15 protein-coding genes and 2 pseudogenes are annotated in these 17,024 nt (G+C 59.8%); 10 read left to right on the top strand and 7 right to left on the bottom strand.

Features of this window, described 5'->3' with window-relative positions; genetic code table 11:
• Nucleotides 1–144: 144 nt before the first annotated feature.
• A complete protein-coding gene (gene selD, locus E3W21_RS30780) occupies nt 145–1,179 on the top strand; it encodes a selenide, water dikinase SelD (RefSeq protein WP_134423548.1) in 1,035 nt (344 codons plus the stop codon).
• Nucleotides 1,179–2,282, top strand: coding sequence for a tRNA 2-selenouridine(34) synthase MnmH (gene mnmH, locus E3W21_RS30785; protein WP_134423550.1), 1,104 nt, complete (start codon nt 1,179–1,181; stop codon nt 2,280–2,282). Before selD ends, mnmH begins: the two co-directional genes overlap by 1 nt.
• A gap of 130 nt (nt 2,283–2,412) precedes the next feature.
• On the opposite strand, the gene E3W21_RS30790 is transcribed toward mnmH, so the two are convergent.
• Nucleotides 2,413–3,087 (bottom strand): histidine phosphatase family protein, encoded by a 675-nt coding sequence (locus tag E3W21_RS30790; RefSeq protein WP_134423552.1) that lies wholly within the window; start codon nt 3,085–3,087, stop codon nt 2,413–2,415.
• 369 nt (nt 3,088–3,456) lie between these two features.
• Between E3W21_RS30790 and E3W21_RS30795 the strand changes: the two genes are divergently transcribed.
• The 3 genes and pseudogenes from E3W21_RS30795 to hemB all read left to right on the top strand — a co-directional run bounded on the left by E3W21_RS30795 (nt 3,457) and on the right by hemB (nt 6,145).
• The gene (locus tag E3W21_RS30795) at nt 3,457–4,170 is read left to right on the top strand and encodes a glutathione binding-like protein (protein ID WP_134423554.1); all 714 of its coding nucleotides are present in this window, start codon (nt 3,457–3,459) and stop codon (nt 4,168–4,170) included.
• A gap of 18 nt (nt 4,171–4,188) precedes the next feature.
• Nucleotides 4,189–5,022: pseudogene (locus E3W21_RS30800) on the top strand (PhzF family phenazine biosynthesis protein); the annotation flags it as partial.
• Between the two features lie 148 nt (nt 5,023–5,170).
• Entirely contained in the window at nt 5,171–6,145 is a 975-nt protein-coding gene (gene hemB, locus E3W21_RS30805) for a porphobilinogen synthase (RefSeq protein WP_129437062.1), read from the top strand.
• Nucleotides 6,146–6,234: 89 nt separating this feature from the next.
• On the opposite strand, the gene E3W21_RS30810 is transcribed toward hemB, so the two are convergent.
• Nucleotides 6,235–7,764 carry an FAD-dependent oxidoreductase gene (locus E3W21_RS30810; protein ID WP_134423556.1) on the bottom strand — a complete coding sequence of 510 codons (1,530 nt, stop codon included), beginning with the start codon at nt 7,762–7,764 and terminating at the stop codon, nt 6,235–6,237.
• A 183-nt stretch (nt 7,765–7,947) separates the two neighbouring features.
• Between E3W21_RS30810 and E3W21_RS30815 the strand changes: the two genes are divergently transcribed.
• Nucleotides 7,948–9,039, top strand: a complete 1,092-nt coding sequence (locus E3W21_RS30815; RefSeq protein ID WP_134423558.1) for a DUF1615 domain-containing protein — start codon at nt 7,948–7,950, stop codon at nt 9,037–9,039.
• Between the two features lie 204 nt (nt 9,040–9,243).
• On the opposite strand, the pseudogene E3W21_RS30820 reads toward E3W21_RS30815, so the two are convergent.
• Nucleotides 9,244–9,447: pseudogene (locus E3W21_RS30820) on the bottom strand (hypothetical protein); the annotation flags it as partial.
• Between the two features lie 238 nt (nt 9,448–9,685).
• Between E3W21_RS30820 and E3W21_RS30825 the strand changes: the two are divergent.
• On the top strand, nt 9,686–10,309 hold the full coding sequence (locus E3W21_RS30825; protein ID WP_134423560.1) for a glutathione S-transferase: 624 nt from the start codon (nt 9,686–9,688) through the stop codon (nt 10,307–10,309).
• Nucleotide 10,310: 1 nt separating this feature from the next.
• Here E3W21_RS30825 and E3W21_RS30830 read toward each other — a convergent pair whose 3' ends face one another.
• On the bottom strand, nt 10,311–10,751 hold the full coding sequence (locus E3W21_RS30830) for a CBS domain-containing protein (RefSeq protein ID WP_134423562.1): 441 nt from the start codon (nt 10,749–10,751) through the stop codon (nt 10,311–10,313).
• Between the two features lie 354 nt (nt 10,752–11,105).
• On the opposite strand from E3W21_RS30830, the gene E3W21_RS30840 reads away from it, so the two are divergent.
• On the top strand, nt 11,106–13,466 hold the full coding sequence (locus E3W21_RS30840; protein ID WP_166793890.1) for a DNA polymerase II: 2,361 nt from the start codon (nt 11,106–11,108) through the stop codon (nt 13,464–13,466).
• On the opposite strand, the gene E3W21_RS30845 is transcribed toward E3W21_RS30840, so the two are convergent.
• Both E3W21_RS30845 and E3W21_RS30850 read right to left on the bottom strand, forming a co-directional pair.
• Nucleotides 13,431–13,901: a DUF1810 domain-containing protein gene (locus E3W21_RS30845; protein WP_129437057.1), complete on the bottom strand. Its 471-nt coding sequence runs from the start codon at nt 13,899–13,901 to the stop codon at nt 13,431–13,433. The two genes, E3W21_RS30840 and E3W21_RS30845, sit on opposite strands and share 36 nt — an antisense overlap.
• A 29-nt stretch (nt 13,902–13,930) precedes the next feature.
• Nucleotides 13,931–14,752, bottom strand: coding sequence for an aldo/keto reductase (locus E3W21_RS30850; protein ID WP_134423564.1), 822 nt, complete (start codon nt 14,750–14,752; stop codon nt 13,931–13,933).
• Between the two features lie 188 nt (nt 14,753–14,940).
• Here E3W21_RS30850 and E3W21_RS30855 point away from each other — a divergent pair, with 188 nt between their 5' ends.
• Nucleotides 14,941–15,690, top strand: coding sequence for a hypothetical protein (locus E3W21_RS30855; RefSeq protein WP_129437055.1), 750 nt, complete (start codon nt 14,941–14,943; stop codon nt 15,688–15,690).
• Between the two features lie 134 nt (nt 15,691–15,824).
• Entirely contained in the window at nt 15,825–16,610 is a 786-nt protein-coding gene (locus tag E3W21_RS30860; protein WP_046047606.1) for a sulfite exporter TauE/SafE family protein, read from the top strand.
• 37 nt (nt 16,611–16,647) lie between these two features.
• On the opposite strand, the gene E3W21_RS30865 is transcribed toward E3W21_RS30860, so the two are convergent.
• A complete protein-coding gene (locus E3W21_RS30865) occupies nt 16,648–17,016 on the bottom strand; it encodes a VOC family protein (protein ID WP_008148348.1) in 369 nt (122 codons plus the stop codon).
• Nucleotides 17,017–17,024: the final 8 nt, after the last annotated feature.

The raw sequence follows: 17,024 nt of genomic DNA on the forward strand, positions 1-17,024 counted from the left end.
AAGGCATACCAATCTTGCTCAAGGTATGGAAAAGGTTAGGGAGTTGGTGGTTTAACTGTCCTTTCGGTCAACGATTCGTGGGACCTCGGGGGAGACGACGTTGATGTAGACTCTTCGGCACTGACTTCACGAGGTATGCCCCCCATGACCGAACCGATTCGTCTGACCCAATACAGCCACGGTGCTGGATGTGGCTGCAAGATTTCTCCCCAGGTGCTGGAGGTGATTCTGGCCGGCAGCGGGGCGCAGAACCTTGACCCGAAACTCTGGGTCGGCAACGCCTCACGCGATGACGCGGCGGTGTACGCCATTGATGAAGAACGCGGCGTGGTGTCGACCACCGACTTCTTTATGCCGATCGTCGACGACCCGTTCGATTTCGGTCGCATCGCCGCCACCAATGCCATCAGCGACATCTATGCCATGGGCGGCGATCCGTTGATGGCGATTGCGATCCTTGGCTGGCCGGTCAACATACTGGCCCCGGAAATTGCCCGGGAAGTGATTCGCGGCGGGCGTTCGGTCTGCGATGAAGCCGGTATTCCGTTGGCCGGTGGGCACTCCATCGACGCGCCGGAGCCGATCTTCGGCCTCGCCGTGACCGGTCTGGTGGAAAAGCGCCACATGAAACGCAACGACACCGCCACCGCTGGTTGCCTGCTCTACCTCACCAAACCGCTGGGCATTGGCATCCTCACCACCGCTGAGAAGAAGGGCAAATTGCGCGACGCCGACATCGGCCTGGCTCGCGACTGGATGTGCACCCTGAACAAACCCGGCAGCCGTTTCGGCAAACTCGAAGGCGTCACCGCGATGACCGACGTCACTGGTTTTGGTTTGCTGGGGCATTTGGTGGAAATGGCCGACGGCAGCAACGTGACCGCTCGCATCGAATACGACCGTGTGCCGCGTCTGCCGGGTGTCGAGTATTACCTCGACCAAGGCTGCGTGCCGGGCGGGACGTTGCGCAACTTCGACAGCTACGCCAGCAAGCTTGGGCGTCTTCAGGAAATGCACAAACGCGTGCTCTGCGATCCGCAGACCAGCGGTGGCCTGCTGGTTGCGGTCACCCCCCAAGGCAACGAACACTTCCTCAAAGTAGCCGCCGAGCTGGGCCTGCCCCTTGAGCCGATCGGTGAACTGATCGAGCGACAGACGAACGCGGTTGAGGTGTTTTGATGTCCATCGAATTCACCGATTACCGCGACATTTTTCTCAACGACCGACCGATGATGGATGCCCGTGCGCCGGTCGAATTTCTCAAAGGCTCATTCCCCGGCGTGATCAACCTGCCGCTGATGAATGACCATGAGCGGCAACGGGTCGGCACTTGTTACAAGCAACACGGCCAGCAAGCGGCCATTACGCTGGGGCACCAGTTGGTGTCCGGCGGGATAAAAGCCGAGCGTATCCAGGCCTGGGCCGATTTTGCCCGGGCTCATCCTGATGGGTATTTGTATTGTTTTCGCGGCGGTTTGCGTTCGCAGATCGTCCAGCAATGGCTCAAGGACGAGGCGGGCATCGACTATCCACGAGTGGGTGGCGGCTACAAGGCGATGCGCACCTTCTTGCTCGACACGCTCGATCAGGCGGTTGCCCAGTGTGATTTTGTCTTGCTGGGCGGCATGACCGGCACCGGTAAAACCGAAGTGCTCACGCAGTTGCGCAACGGGCTGGACCTTGAAGGTCACGCCCATCATCGCGGCTCCAGCTTCGGTAAACGCGCCACCGGCCAACCCTCCAACATCGATTTTGAAAACCGCCTGGCAGTGGACGTGCTGAAGAAGCGCGCCCACGGCATCGAGCAGTTTGTACTGGAAGACGAGAGCCGCGCGATCGGCAGTTGTGCGCTGCCGTTGCCGCTGTTTCAGGGCATGCAACAGTTCCCGATGGTCTGGCTGGAAGACAGCCTGGAAGGGCGGGTCGAACGGATTTTGCGCGATTACGTGGTGGACTTGTGTGCGGAGTTCATCGGCGTGCATGGCGATGAAGGCTTCGCGCTGTTTTCCGAGCGCTTGCTGGAGAGCCTGAACAATGTGCAGAAACGTCTGGGCGGTGAGCGCCATCGGCGGATGTTGATGTTGATGGAAGACGCGCTGGCGGAGCAGGCGAGCAGCGGGGCCGTGGACTTGCACCGGGGCTGGATCGAAGGGTTGCTTCGCGAGTATTACGACCCGATGTATGCGTTTCAGCGGGAGAAGAAGGGGGGGCGGATTGAGTTTGCCGGGGAGCGGACAGCGGTCCTTGAGTATCTGCGAGCGCGCGTTTCCCAGCGAGGATAATGTGGTATTTGCCGACCCCTTCGCGAGCAAGCCCGCTCCCACATTTGATTTTCAGTGAACCCAGATTTTTGTGTACTACCAAGATTCAGTGTGTGGGGCTTGCTCGCGAAGGGGCCCTTGCAGACACTATTTATGTTGGACAGGTCTGCGAACTGTTATTCAGGCCTTGCTTGTAGCTGTGGCTCACCACACTGGCCTTGCCGTTGTGCCAGGTCAGGGTGAGCACGTACAGCGAGTCGTAATCGTTGGATTCCCAGTCATCGGCGATGGTCTGTTTCTTGCCGACGGCTTCTCCAGCGACCTTGTTGATCAGTTCGGGCAGATAGCCGTGGGACCAGGCGGTGTAGATGACCGAGTTGTGATACTTGTCCTGAAGCAACTCATCCGCGAGGTCGCTGGTGTCGTTGGCCGAGAAGTTGATGTTCACCGGCAAACCGAGCTTGATCGCGCTGGGGCTGATGGTTATCAGGGGGCGGATGTAACTGTAGGAATTGTCCTGTTCGCCTTCCTCGACATTGCGCGTCGGGTTGGCGGCAAACACGTAGTTGGCCTTGCCGAATTTTTCCGGCAGCAAGGTGGCCAGGTCGATGGCGCGGTTCAGGCCCTGGCAGTTGAGCTGGCCGAGGCCACCCTCTGGTTTTTCCGCGTGACGCAGGAACACCAGCGTCTGAGTGCCGTCTGCCGGTTGGGCGCGGCTTTCGCGGGAGTCCAGCGCCAGAAACAACGCGCCCGCCGCCAGCAGGGCGGGCAGTAACAGATAAGCGCGATGTTTGAAGCGGTTGGCGAATTTCAGAGGGTTCATCATTGAGTTAAGGGGTCTTCAGCGCATTCGGTTAAGGCTGACAAACCTTTACACCGCGAAATTCCTGCGTCGGGTGTTTTCCATGTCATTAAGCCGGTTCGTTTCAAAGGGGTAGTGCTCAGAGTCCCCTGATACTCATTTGGTTCGATTCCGGCGAGTGCGCAGCAATGTACCGGTAACCTTGAACGGGTTGGAGCTTAGGTTATCGACAGGATGTTGCGAATTTGTGGACACGTTACACGTAGCTGGGCAGACGCAGGCTGCAATCTTTTGATCATGTTCATCAGCGATATCAATCACGCCAAAAGGTCGCAGTTCTTCGGCCGCTGACATTATGATCGTCACTCTCAATTTTCTCGTGGATCCTTTCCCATGACCGATCTGTCCGCGTTCCCGATTACCCAAAAATGGCCGGCTCAATACCCCGAGTGGATTCAGCTTTACTCCTTGCCGACACCCAACGGCGTCAAGGTGTCGATCATGCTCGAAGAGATCGGGCTGCCCTACGAACCGCATCGTGTGGGCTTCGACACTAATGATCAGATGTCCCCCGAATTTCTTTCGCTGAACCCCAACAACAAGATCCCTGCAATCCTCGACCCCCACGGTCCGGGGGACCAACCCATGGCGCTGTTCGAGTCCGGGGCAATTCTGATCTACCTGGCCGACAAGAGCGGGCAACTGCTGGCCCAGGAATCGGCGGCGCGATACGAGACCCTCCAGTGGCTGATGTTTCAGATGGGCGGTATCGGGCCGATGTTTGGCCAGCTCGGTTTTTTCAACAAATTTGCCGGCAAGGACTACGAGGACAAACGTCCCCGCGACCGCTACGTCGATGAAAGCAAACGCCTGCTTAATGTCCTCGATAACCGCCTGGAAGGGCGTGACTGGATCATGGGCGAGCGCTACACCATCGCGGACATCGCGACCTTCCCCTGGGTGCGCAACCTGATCGGCTTCTATGAGGCCGGCGAGCTGGTGGGCATCAACGACTTCCCGAACGTCACGCGAGTGCTGGAGCGCTTTCTGGCGCGGCCGGCGGTGATGCGCGGGCTGGAAATTCCCAAGCAAAACGCCTCAATTTGATCAAGACCAAGGCAGGCCATGCACTCATTCGATTTCAAGCAAGTAGATGTCTTCAGTCGTGTTGCGCTCAAGGGCAATCCGTTGGCGGTGGTGTTCGGCGCCGATGAGCTCAGCGATGAGCGCATGGCGGCGTTCGCCAGCTGGACCAATCTCAGCGAAACCACATTCATACTCGAACCGCGCGACCCTCGCGCCGATTATCGCGTGCGGATCTTCACCACCCTGAACGAATTGCCGTTCGCTGGTCATCCGACACTGGGCACCTGCCATGCGTGGCTGGAGGCCGGTGGCGTGCCCAAGGGCGAAGAGATCATTCAGGAGTGCGGTGTGGGGCTGGTGCGGGTTCGTCGACAAGGGTCAGAGCTGGCCTTTCTCGCACCGCCATTGCTCAAAACCGGGCCGGTGGAGGCGGTGGAACGGGTGCGGCGGGGGCTAGGGCTGGAATCGGACGCGATTGTGCGCACTCAGTGGGTCGACAACGGTGCCGGATGGTTGGCCGTGATGGTCGAGGATCGTCAGCAGGTGCTGGACCTGCAACCGGATCATTCGCAAATGCTTGGCCTGGCCGTCGGTGTCATCGCGCCATGGCATCCCGAGCGCGATGGCGATGACGCACAATTCGAAGTGCGCGCGTTCATCTCCGGCGACGGCATGCCGGAAGACCCCGCCACCGGAAGCCTGAACGCCGGGATTGCCCAATGGTTGCTCAGCGAAGGACTGGCGCCGGCGTCCTATGTGGTCAGCCAGGGCCTGACCATGGGCCGCGCCGGACGCATTCAGGTCGAGCAAGTGGGCGACGAGATCTGGATCGGCGGCGCGGTGGTGACCTGCATCAGCGGAACCTTGACGCTCCCACAGGGTTCTGTGCTGGATACGGGTGATTATTGCCGAACCGGTAAGGGCTTATTCCGCGTCTGAGGTTTGTGCCCAGCGCCTTGCAGGGCATAAGCTTTGGCCCCCTACGACTTTCGTCTCGTCCTCTGTTTTTCAGGAACCCCTCATGTCCAGTCAGTTCCCCGAAGCACGTCCACGCCGTCTGCGCCGCAATGCGAGCCTGCGCAGCCTGTTCCAGGAAACCGAGTTCAGCTTGAATGATCTGGTGCTGCCGATTTTCGTCGAGGAAGAGATCGACGACTTCGTACCGATCAAAAGCATGCCCGGCGTGATGCGTATTCCAGAGTCGAAACTGGCGGGTGAGATCGAGCGTTATGCCCGGGCCGGGATCAAGTCGGTGATGACGTTCGGCGTGTCGCACCATTTGGACGGCAACGGCAGTGACACCTGGAGCGAAAACGGTCTGGTGTCGCGCATGTCGCGCATTGCCAAGGATGCGGTGCCGGACATGATCGTGATGTCCGACACCTGCTTCTGTGAATACACCGACCACGGCCATTGCGGCGTGCTGCACAACCATGAGGTCGACAACGACCAGACCCTGATCAACCTCGGCAAACAAGCGGTGGCCGCGGCCCGTGCCGGCGCCGATGTGATCGCCCCGTCGGCCGCGATGGACGGGCAGGTCCAGGCCATTCGCCGGGCGCTCGATGAAGCGGGTTTCAACCAGACCGCGATCATGGCCTATTCGACCAAGTTTGCCTCGGCGCTCTACGGTCCATTCCGTGAAGCCGGCGGCAGCGCGCTCAAGGGCGACCGCAAAAGCTATCAGATGAACCCGATGAACCGCCGCGAAGCCGTGCGCGAATCCCTGCTGGACGAGCAGGAAGGCGCCGACGCGCTGATGGTCAAACCGGCCGGCGCGTATCTGGACATCATCCGCGACATCCGTGAAGCCTCGCGTTTGCCACTGTCGGCGTATCAGGTGAGTGGCGAGTACGCGATGATCAAATTCGCCGCCCAGGCCGGGGCGATCGATGAGGATCGCGTGGTGCGTGAGAGTCTTGGCGCGATCAAGCGGGCCGGGGCGGATCTGATCTTCACTTACTTCGCGATGGACCTGGCGCTGGCCGGGATCTGATCAAGATCAAAAGATCGCAGCCTGCGGCAGCTCCTACAGGAAATTGAGTACACCTGTAGGAGCTGCCGCAGGCTGCGATCTTTTGATCCTCAGCCGAAAAACGGCCTGATCCCGTGGTCCCGGAAGTACCGCTCGATCACATTGGGATCGGCAGAGTTGTCGGCAATCGCCACATAGGTATCCGGCCGCAACAGGTAAAACCCGTTACGCCCCAGGCCAGCCGCTTCAAACGCCGGCCGCCAGTCAAAAACATGCAACGGCAAATGATGTTCGTGGCACCAGGCGATCATTTCGTCGCTGGTGTCGCCATACACATGCACCTGCCAGGTCGAACACTTCAACGATTCGAAATTGTCCCCCTCTCCGTCGTGAGCCCAGGGCAGGCGGTCGCCACCGTGAACATGACCGGCAACGCCCGTGCTCAGCGGCATCCCGCGATAATTCAAGGTGATCTGCGACACCGTGCGAAACAGGAATTCGCGGGACGCCTCAAACGATGCCATTTTCGGAATCACGAACGGCGCCAGACGCGTGCGCAGCAAATCGGCCATGCGCCCTTCGGCCGTGACAAAACTGAACACCCGATCGGTGGTGGCGACCAGTTTTCGGGCAAAGGCGATGCGTTCAGTTTCGTAAGTATCGAGGAGTTTGGCCTCAGCGGCGCCACTCAGCACCGCCGCGAGTTTCCATGCGAGGTTGATGGCATCGCCAATGCCGGTGTTCATGCCCTGGCCACCGGCGGGGCTGTGGACGTGGGCGGCGTCACCCAATAGAAACGCGCGCCCGGTGCGAAAATGATCCGCCACCCGATGATGCACGCGGTAGGTCGAGAACCAGTTCAGTTGCTCGATCTTTACTTTCATATGTTCGATGGCCCGGCTGCTGACGTCTTCAAATTGCAGGGTTTCGGCCTGGTCGGCACGTTCGTCGCGTACGGTGCCGATCAGACGGGCGCGGCCTTCACCGGCCAAGGGAAACACCGCGAGAAAATCCGCTTCATCGAGATCCACATGCAGTTCGCCATTGAACGTCGGCCCGCTGGCTTGCACGTCGGCGACGTAGAAAATCTGCTGGTAGGTGCCGCCGGGAAATCCGGTGTCCAGGGTCTTGCGCACGATCGACCGGGCACCGTCGCAACCTGCCAGATAGCAGGCCTGGCAGGTTTCCTCCTGACCATCGGCCAAGCGCAGATAGGCGGTGATGCCGTCACCGGTTTCCAGGAAACTCTCCAGCGCCGTGTTGCGCTCCACTTTGATGCCAAAGGTTTCGAGGCGGTCTATCAGCAGCCGTTCGTGTTCGTCCTGAGGAAAGATTTCGAGAAACGCATAGGGTGTCAGGCCTTCGCCGATGCGGCTCAGCGGCAAGCGCGCCACGGGTTCGCCCTTGACCCAGAAGTTCGCTGCGGCCACACGATGGCCGTTCTGCACCACCGCATTGCTGAGGTCGAGCTGGCGATACAGCTCCAGCGTCCGCGCCTGCACGGCCAGCGCCCGCGAAGTGGTTCCGGGTGCCGACGTCTTGTCGATGATGCGCACTTGCACGCCAAGCTTGCTCAGCCACAACGCCAACACCAGCCCGGTCGGGCCGGCGCCGATGATCAGAACGTCGCTACGGTTCATGAGACTGTCCTCCTCGGTGTGTGGCTCAAGTATGGTTCAGCCGCGACAGACGGGCAGGTTGTCTGCCAAACGGAAAAAGGCCCCGCGCTGCTATGGGGAACAGCAGTGGGCGGCGAGAGTCATAGCCTGCGCCAGGCCATTGATCGTATGGTTACCCCGGCTCAACGGATTTGATGGAGCAACATGCAAGCCAATCGATTGATGATGAGCGTCGCCGCGCTGCTGGTGCTGGCCGGTTGCGGCACTCAGCGCACGCAAGAGCTTCCTGCGCGCAAGCCTGCCGAGGTCAAGGCCGAGATCGTGCGCCTGCTGCCGGCCAAAACCACCGATCGCCAGGGCTGGGCTACCGATATTTACGCAGCATTTGCTGCCCAGAATATTTATCCATCCACCCAAAACCTGTGCTCGGTACTGGCGGTCACCGAGCAGGAGTCGACCTTTCAGGTGGACCCGCCGGTACCGGGCCTGGGCAAAATCGCCCGCGAGGAGATCGACCGCCGTGCCGACAAAGCCCACATTCCCGGCCTGCTGGTGAGCGGTGCGCTGCAGGTGAGTTCATCCAACGGCAAAAGCTACAGCGACCGACTCAATGCGGCGCGCAGTGAAAAAGAACTCAGCGCGATCTTCGATGACTTCATCGGCATGGTGCCAATGGGCCGGACGCTGTTCGGTGGGTTCAATCCGGTGCACACCGGTGGGCCGATGCAGGTCAGCATCGATTTCGCCGAGCAACAGGCGAAGGCGTATCCGTACCCGGTGGAAGGCTCGATCCGTCATGAAGTGTTCAGTCGTCGCGGCGGCCTGTACTTCGGTATCGCCCACTTGCTCGGTTATCCGGTGAGCTACAAACAACCGCTGTATCGCTTTGCCGATTTCAATGCCGGTTGGTACGCCAGTCGCAATGCCGCGTTTCAGAACGCGGTGAGTCGCGCGTCGGGCATACCGCTGGCGCTGGATGGTGACCTGGTCCGGTACGATTCGATCATGCCTGGCACCACGGAATTGGCGGTGCGCACACTCGGCAAGCAACTGGGCATGCGCAATCCGACCATTCGGGACCAATTGGAGGAGGACAAAAACTTCGAATTCGAGGACACCCAGCTCTATGCACGGGTTTTCGCCCTGGCCGAAGAGGCGGAAGGTCGGCCATTACCGCGCGCGGTGTTGCCGGGGATTGCGCTGCAAAGCCCGAAAATCACCCGCAAACTCACCACGGCGTGGTTTGCCAAGCGGGTCGATGAGCGTTATCAGCGTTGCATGGCCAAGGGTGGTTGAAGATCAAAAGATCGCAGCCTCGTTGCACTCGACAGCTCCTACAAGGGTTTTGCATTCCTCCTGTAGGAGCTGTCGAGTGCAACGAGGCTGCGATCTTGGCGCAAACCCAGACACCGCATGAGTTCCGGATAATCGCAGGCATAAAAAAAACCGGCTGATGAGGCCGGGTTTTTCATTGAGTACCGTGGTAAAGCCAATCATTTATGCCGCGCGGCTTTCGATCAGACGATCCGAGCCACCTTCGGCAACGCGGTTTTCGATCAAACGATCCGAACCACCTTCGGCCACACGACTTTCAATCAGACGATCCGAGCCGCCTTCGGCGACAACCGGGTGAACAGAGGTAGCGGCGAAAGCGTTAACTGCAAAAACCGAGAAAGCGATGCTGAGGAGGATTTGGCGTTTCATGATGGTGTGCTCCGGGGTGTAGTTGTTGGGGCTGGAGCTGATGTTACGCCGCGGATTTTTTATGAGAACTTCATTGCCGTGATGATGAACATCGACGGCAATGATAGGAAGGACGAGGCACCTCACGCGAGCATGGCTCAGCCGCGCCCTTGTTCACCGACTAGACTGGCCGATGACGGGAACGTGCCTCGTGCTCACTCGTCTACTGACTCTGTTCGTTTCGCCAGGAGCGCGCGATATGTACCAGCTATACGGACACCAGAACTCCGGCGCTGCCGCGATAGAAGCGGCACTGGAGCTTTGCGAAATCCCTTACCGCTTCATCGACGTTGAAACCTCTCCCGAGGCGACCCACGCGCTGGAAAAACTCAACCCGCTCAAGCAGATTCCGACACTGCAATTGCCCGACGGCAGTGTTCTCACCGAGAGCGCGGCGATTCTGATTCACCTGGGGCTCACGTTCCCCAAATCAAACCTGTTGCCGAAAAACACCGCTGCGCGTGATCAGGTCATTCGAGGCCTGGTGTACATCGTCAGCAATTGCTATTCGGCGATTGGCATCATCGATTACCCCGAGCGCTGGTTGGCCGAAGCGGATGAACCGTCCAGGCAAAACCTCATGGCCGGCGCCCGCGCGCGACTGCACAGGAGTTGGGAGGCGTTTGCCGATCAGTTTTCGGGCGATTTGTACCTGGGCGACGAGACGCCGGGAGCCTTGGATGTGCTGGCGGCGGTGGTTTCCAGATGGGCGGGCAGCCGGGAACATTTACGCAGTGCAAGGCCCGGGTTTTTCGCGTGGCTTACGCGCATCGACCGGCACCCGACATTGGCACCGGTCTTTGCGCGGCATTGGCCGGATTGATCTATTCGCCGCGAATGTACTGCTCTAACTGGCGAATCAGCTCAGCCTGTTCGGCAATGGCTTCCTTGACCAGGTCGCCGATCGACAGCAAACCGATCAATGTGCCGTTTTCCACCACGGGCAAGTGGCGCAGGCGTTTGTCGGACATGATGCCCATGCAGGTTTCGACGGTTTGATGGGTGTCCACGGTGATCACCGGCGACACCATGATGTCTTCGACCGGCGTACCGACGGAGGAACGGCCCTTGAGCACGAGTTTGCGCGCATAGTCACGCTCGCTGATGATGCCGACGACCTCGCCATTCTTCAGGACCGGCAAGGCGCCGACGTTTTTGGCGGCCATGACCATCAGCGCTTCCAGCACCATTTGATGCGGCGCAATGGTGTGGACTTCATGATTCTGTTCAGCCTTTAACTTCAGCAGTTGGGCGACGGTTTTCATGGCAGTTTCTCAGGTGTTGTCGTTGTCCTTGAAGAATCGTAGACACAGGCGCTGAGGGCAAGGGAGAAAGCGGCAGATAACACGCAAAAAACGCCATTCAGCGGTTTTTCTTCCGTAAACCTGGAGTATTCCATAGTTATTCACTCATCCATGGGCTCCATCAACCCCCTGTGGGAGCGAGCTTGCTCGCGATAGCGGTGGATCAGTGGACACCTGTATTGACTGACACACCGCTATCGCGAGCAAGCTCGCTCCCACAGGTTCCGGGTCTGTCCGAGACGTTGGAGCCAGACGGGCTATCGCCTTCGATGACGCGTAGAATTGCGCCTTGAATCAAATCTTGAGGTTGCAGTGGTGGATTTACAGCGGGGCTTCGTCCTGACCCGGCATTGGCGTGATACCCCGGCCGGTACGGAAGTCGAGTTCTGGCTGGCGACCGACACCGGTCCCCAGCGGATCCGCCTGCCTCATCAACCGTCGGTGGCGTTCATCCCCGCAGCCCAGCGTGAGCAGGCCGAAGCGCTGCTGCGCGGCGAAAAGAACGTCGAGCTGCGGCCGTTGGCGTTGCTGGATTTCGAGCACCGCCCGGTGCTCGGTCTGTATTGCCAGCAGCACGGCCAGTTGATACGCCTGGAAACCGCGCTGCGCAAGGCCGGCATCGACATCTTCGAAGCCGACGTGCGCCCGCCGGAACGCTACATGATGGAGCGTTTCATCACCGCACCGGTCCGGTTCAGTGGCACGCCGAACGCCGAGGGCCTGCTGCTCGATGCGCAGATGAAACCCGACCCCGACTATCGCCCGAGCCTCAGGCTGGTCTCCCTGGACATCGAAACCACCGCTCAGGGCGAGCTGTACTCCATCGCCCTGGAAGGCTGCGGCGAGCGCCAGGTCTACATGCTCGGCCCGCCCAATGGCGACGACAGCGCAGTGGATTTCCAGCTCGAATACTGCGATTCCCGAACCCTGCTGCTGAAAAGACTCAACGAATGGTTCGCCCGCCATGACCCCGACGCGATCATCGGCTGGAACGTCGTGCAGTTCGACCTGCGCGTACTCCACGAACACGCCCGGCGCCTGGCGGTGCCGCTGAAACTGGGGCGTGGCGGCGAAGAAATGCAGTGGCGTGAACACGGTAGCCGCAACCATTACTTCGCCTCGGCCGCCGGCCGGCTGATCATCGACGGCATCGAATCCTTGCGCTCGGCGACCTGGAGTTTCCCCTCGTTCAGCCTGGAAAACGTCGCACAAACCCTGCTTGGCGAGGGCAAGTCGATCGACAATCCGTACCAGCGCATGGACGAAATCAACCGCATGTTCACCGAGGACAAACCGGCCCTGGCCAAGTACAACCTCAAGGACTGCGAGCTGGTGACGCGGATTTTCGCCAAGACCGAGCTGCTGACCTTCCTGCTGGAACGGGCCAGCGTCACCGGGTTGCCGGCGGATCGCAGCGGCGGCTCGGTGGCGGCGTTCACGCACCTTTACATGCCGCTGATGCATCGCCAGGGTTTCGTTGCGCCGAACCTTGGGAACAAGCCTGCGCAGGCCAGCCCCGGCGGTTTTGTCATGGACTCGCAACCGGGCCTGTACGAGTCGGTGTTGGTGCTCGACTACAAAAGCCTCTATCCATCGATCATCCGTACCTTCCTCATCGACCCGGTGGGCTTGATCGAGGGGCTTAAACATCCCGAGGACAGCGAGTCGGTGCCAGGCTTTCGCGGTGCGCGTTTTTCCAGAACCCGGCATTGCCTGCCCGCCATCGTCGCCCGGGTCGCCGAAGGTCGCGAAACCGCCAAGCGCGAACACAACGCGCCGCTGTCCCAGGCCCTGAAGATCATCATGAACGCCTTTTACGGTGTGCTCGGTTCCAGCGGTTGCCGCTTCTTCGATACACGCCTGGCGTCGTCCATCACGCTGCGCGGTCACGAGATCATGCTGCGTACGCGACAGCTGATCGAAGCCCAGGGCCACACAGTGATTTACGGCGACACCGACTCGACCTTCGTCTGGCTGCGCCGTGCGCACGGTCAACAAGAAGCCGCACAGATCGGCCGCGCGCTGGTGGATCACGTCAACCAGTGGTGGCGCGAGCATGTGCGGCAGGAATACGGTCTGGAAAGTGCGTTGGAGTTGCAGTTCGAAACCCACTACAAGCGCTTTCTGATGCCGACCATTCGCGGCGCCGAGGAGGGCAGCAAGAAACGCTATGCGGGGCTTGTGACCCGCGCCGATGGCACCGACGAAATGGTCTACAAAGGCCTGGAAACCGTGCGCACCGACTGGTCGCCGCTGGCCCGGCAATTCCAGCAGGAGCTGTACCTGCGCATCTTCAATCGCAAACCCTATCAGGATTATGTGCGCGACTACGTGCGCAAGACGTTGGCGGGGGAGTTCGACGATCGCCTGATCTACCGCAAGCGCCTGCGCCGCACCCTCGATGACTATCAGCGCAATGTGCCGCCGCATGTGCGGGCTGCGCGGATTGCCGATGATTACAACGACCAGCAGGGCCGTCCGCGGCAATACCAGAACGGTGGCTGGATCAGTTACGTGATCACCGTCGCCGGGCCCGAGCCGCTGGAAATCCGCAGCGCGCCCATCGACTACGACCACTACGTCACCCGGCAACTGCAACCGGTGGCGGACGCCATTCTGCCCTTCGTGGACGACGACTTTTCAACCTTGATTGGTGGGCAGTTGGGCCTGTTTTGAGTCGAGCAGCAACAACGTCCAGTCATCCAGGATGCCATGGAAATACTGGTCAAGTGCTCGATGAAAGTCGCTGTTAGCGCCGGCAACCTGGGCGAACAGCGTCATGGAAGAGTGGAACTTGAGATCGTCGGGATGGCCGAATATGCCGGCAATCGAGCTTTTTTCGATGTTCAGCACCAATTGCGTGCAGGTGCGCAACCGTGAACCCAGCAGCGGATGGTTGAGGTACGCCGCGGCTTCCTCTTTGGAACGAATGGCAAAGTGGCGGGACATCTCGCTGCCGCCCAATCCTGAGAGTTGTGGAAAGATGAACCACATCCAGTGACTGCGCTTGTGACCGGCGTTCAGCTCGGCCTGGACCCGTTTGAACACCGGGTCCTGTGCCTGGATAAAGCGTTGCAGATTAAAGGAATCGTCCTGATCAGTGCTTCTCATGCCGAAGCCCTCTGACAGACTGCGATGGCTCAGACCATGGCCAACCGCTGTTTGCGTTGTGGCGCGCGAAACGCCTGGTCCAGCGCCTCCAGATCCCCAGTTTCCAATTGCAATTGCGCGGCTTGCGCGTTGAGTTGCACGTGCTCGGGCCGAACCGCTTTGGGGATGGCGATCACGCCTTCCTTACGCAGCATCCATGCCAGCGCTACCTGGGCAGGCGTCACACGGTGACGGGCGGCTATTTGTTTGAGCATTGTATGGTTCAGCATAGGCCCACCCTGACCGATCGGACAGTAGGCCATGACCGGCATTTGATGCTGGCGGCTCCAGGGCAACAGATCAAACTCGATGCCGCGTTCTTCCAGGTTGTAGAGCACCTGATTGGTGGCACAGGCCGGTGAGGCCAGTTCCTCCAGGTCGTCGACATCAAAATTGGAGACGCCCCAGCGACCGATCTTGCCTTCTTCGCGCAGGCGCTCGAAGGCTTCGACCGTTTCTTCGAGGGGGTACTGGCCGCGCCAGTGCAACAGGTAGAGATCGATGTAATCGGTATCCAGCCGCCGCAGACTGCGTTCGCACGCCTGGGGGATACCTTTGCGGCTGGCGTTGTGCGGGTAAACCTTGCTGACCAGAAACACTTCGTCACGCCTGCCGGCGATGGCTTCACCGACCACTTCCTCAGCGCCGCCCTCGCCGTACATTTCAGCGGTGTCGACGAGGGTCATGCCCAATTCGATGCCCAGGCGCAATGCCGCCACTTCCTGGGTGTGCCGGGAACGATCTTCGCCCATGCGCCAGGTGCCTTGGCCGATGACCGGTACGTTGACGCCGGCCAGTTCGAGGGTCCGCATTCAAACCTCCTTTCTGAATTTCGATCGATACTTTAGTGGGCAGCAGAATAGCCCGGTGGTTCCGTCGAGCACGTGCTTGCCAACGCTTACGGACCGTCGGCACTGCACTTTTTCAGGAATCACGGCTCTATCCTTGGCCAGCCTGCGGCGAATCCCCACCGCCGGCCCATGCCCAAGTTCAAGAACCCATGGCTCGAGTTTTACCCCGCACCACCCCGTCAATCCGCCGCCGTTGCCTGCTGTTGGCCTGCTTGTCGATGCTCGCAGCCTCCGGGTGCAGCCAGCAGCAGGGCAACGAGATCGTCAGCCAGTTCCGCGAAGGCAAACCCCAGGAGTTCCTCCAGACCAGCGTCGACCGCATAGCGACCCTGGCGATGCGCGACAACCTCGACAGCCTCTACCTGCTGATGAGTAAGCTTTACCTGCGCAACCCGGACGAGCTGAAAAAATCCGGTTTCCTCGACGCCCGCACCGCTGGCAAGCAAGTGCGCATGGCCATCGAACAGCAACAACCGCTGCCGACCCTAGGTGGCAAAAAAGACCTGGCTGCGCTGAGTTATGCCATGAGCCCGGAGTTTCTCGGCGACCGGGTCGGTGCCTTCATCTATGCCATCGGCAGCATGCTCGTCACCGCCCACGGCAATCGGCTCGAGTTCTACATGACGGATGCGATCAACCCGACGTTCGTCAGCAACGCTGCCCGCAACATAGAGAAAGCCACCTGGATACTCAGCCAGCGGCAAAGCAAGAACGGCGAGCCTTTGCTGTTCTCCAACGAAATTTCGGAGGAGGGCAGCAACCTGAGTTTTGCGGTGGAGTTCGGCAAGATCGTCGCGCGGCTGGACCTGCTGACGCAGATGCTGGACGAACGCTACCGACGGATCGGCTTGAATTACGCCCAGAGCCTGCTATTCCTCAACTTCCTGCCCGTGCAGTGAGTTTTGTCCAACTCAGCAGATCCCACAGGGGGTGTGTTTAGGGAATAAAGATAGATCGCATCGATATAACTGGTTATAAGAAAAATCGCTATGCTGCGGGGCAGATTTTTCATGCGTTTTTTGTGGGCGTGTTAATGGAATTCGGTAATTTCGGTTTAGTCGTGGCAGGTCTGGTGGTCGGCTTTATTGTCGGGATGACCGGGGTCGGTGGCGGTTCGTTGATGACTCCCATTCTGTTGTGGTTCGGGGTCAATCCGGCCACCGCAGTGGGGACGGATTTGCTGTACGCGGCGATCACCAAGTCCAGTGGTGTGCTGGTTCATAGAAAGAACAAGAACATCGACTGGGCCATTACCGGTTGGCTGACCCTTGGCAGTGTGCCGGCAGTGGCGCTGACGCTGTGGTTCCTGAGCACCTTGCAAACGTCGCCCGAGGCGATGAATGCGGTCATCAAACAGGCCTTGGGTTTTGTCCTGTTTGCCACGGCGCTGGCGATTTTTTTCAAGAAGCGCCTGCTCGATTTCGCCCACAAACGCGCGGGCGGTCATTACAACCCCAGCGGCAACCGCTTGAATGCGCTGACCGTGATCACTGGCTTGGTCCTCGGCACCATGGTTGCCCTGACCTCCATCGGCGCTGGCGCCCTGGGCACCGTCGCGTTGTTCATTCTCTATCCGCTGTTGCCGACCCGCCGCCTGGTGGGCACGGAAATCGCGCACGCCGTACCGCTGACCCTGGTTGCCGGCCTTGGCCATGCGAGCATGGGCAACATGGATTGGCACGTGCTGGGTTATTTGCTGATCGGTTCGCTGCCGGGGATTTACCTGGGCAGCCACCTGACGGGCCGCATCTCCGATGAAGTGCTGCGGCCTTGCCTGGCCACGATGCTGGTGCTGATCGGGTACAAACTGGCCTTTTAATCGGGTAGAGGCTCCAGAAACAAACCAGCTCCCCGGCTTAGGGCCGGGTCAGAATTTCCAGCAGATGCCCGTCCGGGTCATCGAAGTAAACTCGCCGGCCACCGCCGTAATCGTTGATCTCGTTCGGTCGTTGTTTGCCGGGGTCGGCCCACCAGGGTTGCTGTCTGGCTTGCAGGCGGGCGAAGGCCGCATCGAAATCGTCGTCACCGATCAAAAACGCGTAGTGCTGGGAGGCAATCGGCGGGTCATTGTCGTAGAAGTCCAGCGACACACCGTTGTCGAACTTGACGATCAGCATCGGTCCGAAGGGTTCGGGGCTGGGCAGGCCGAGGATGTCTGCCAGATAGTTGGCTGATGTCTGCTTGTCGCGACACCAGACGATGGTGTGGTTCAACTGAGCGCTCATGCACAGGT

Origin of the sequence: Pseudomonas sp. F01002, from assembly GCF_004402115.1 — a bacterium.
GTDB classification, from domain to species: Bacteria; Pseudomonadota; Gammaproteobacteria; order Pseudomonadales; family Pseudomonadaceae; genus Aquipseudomonas; species Aquipseudomonas frigoris.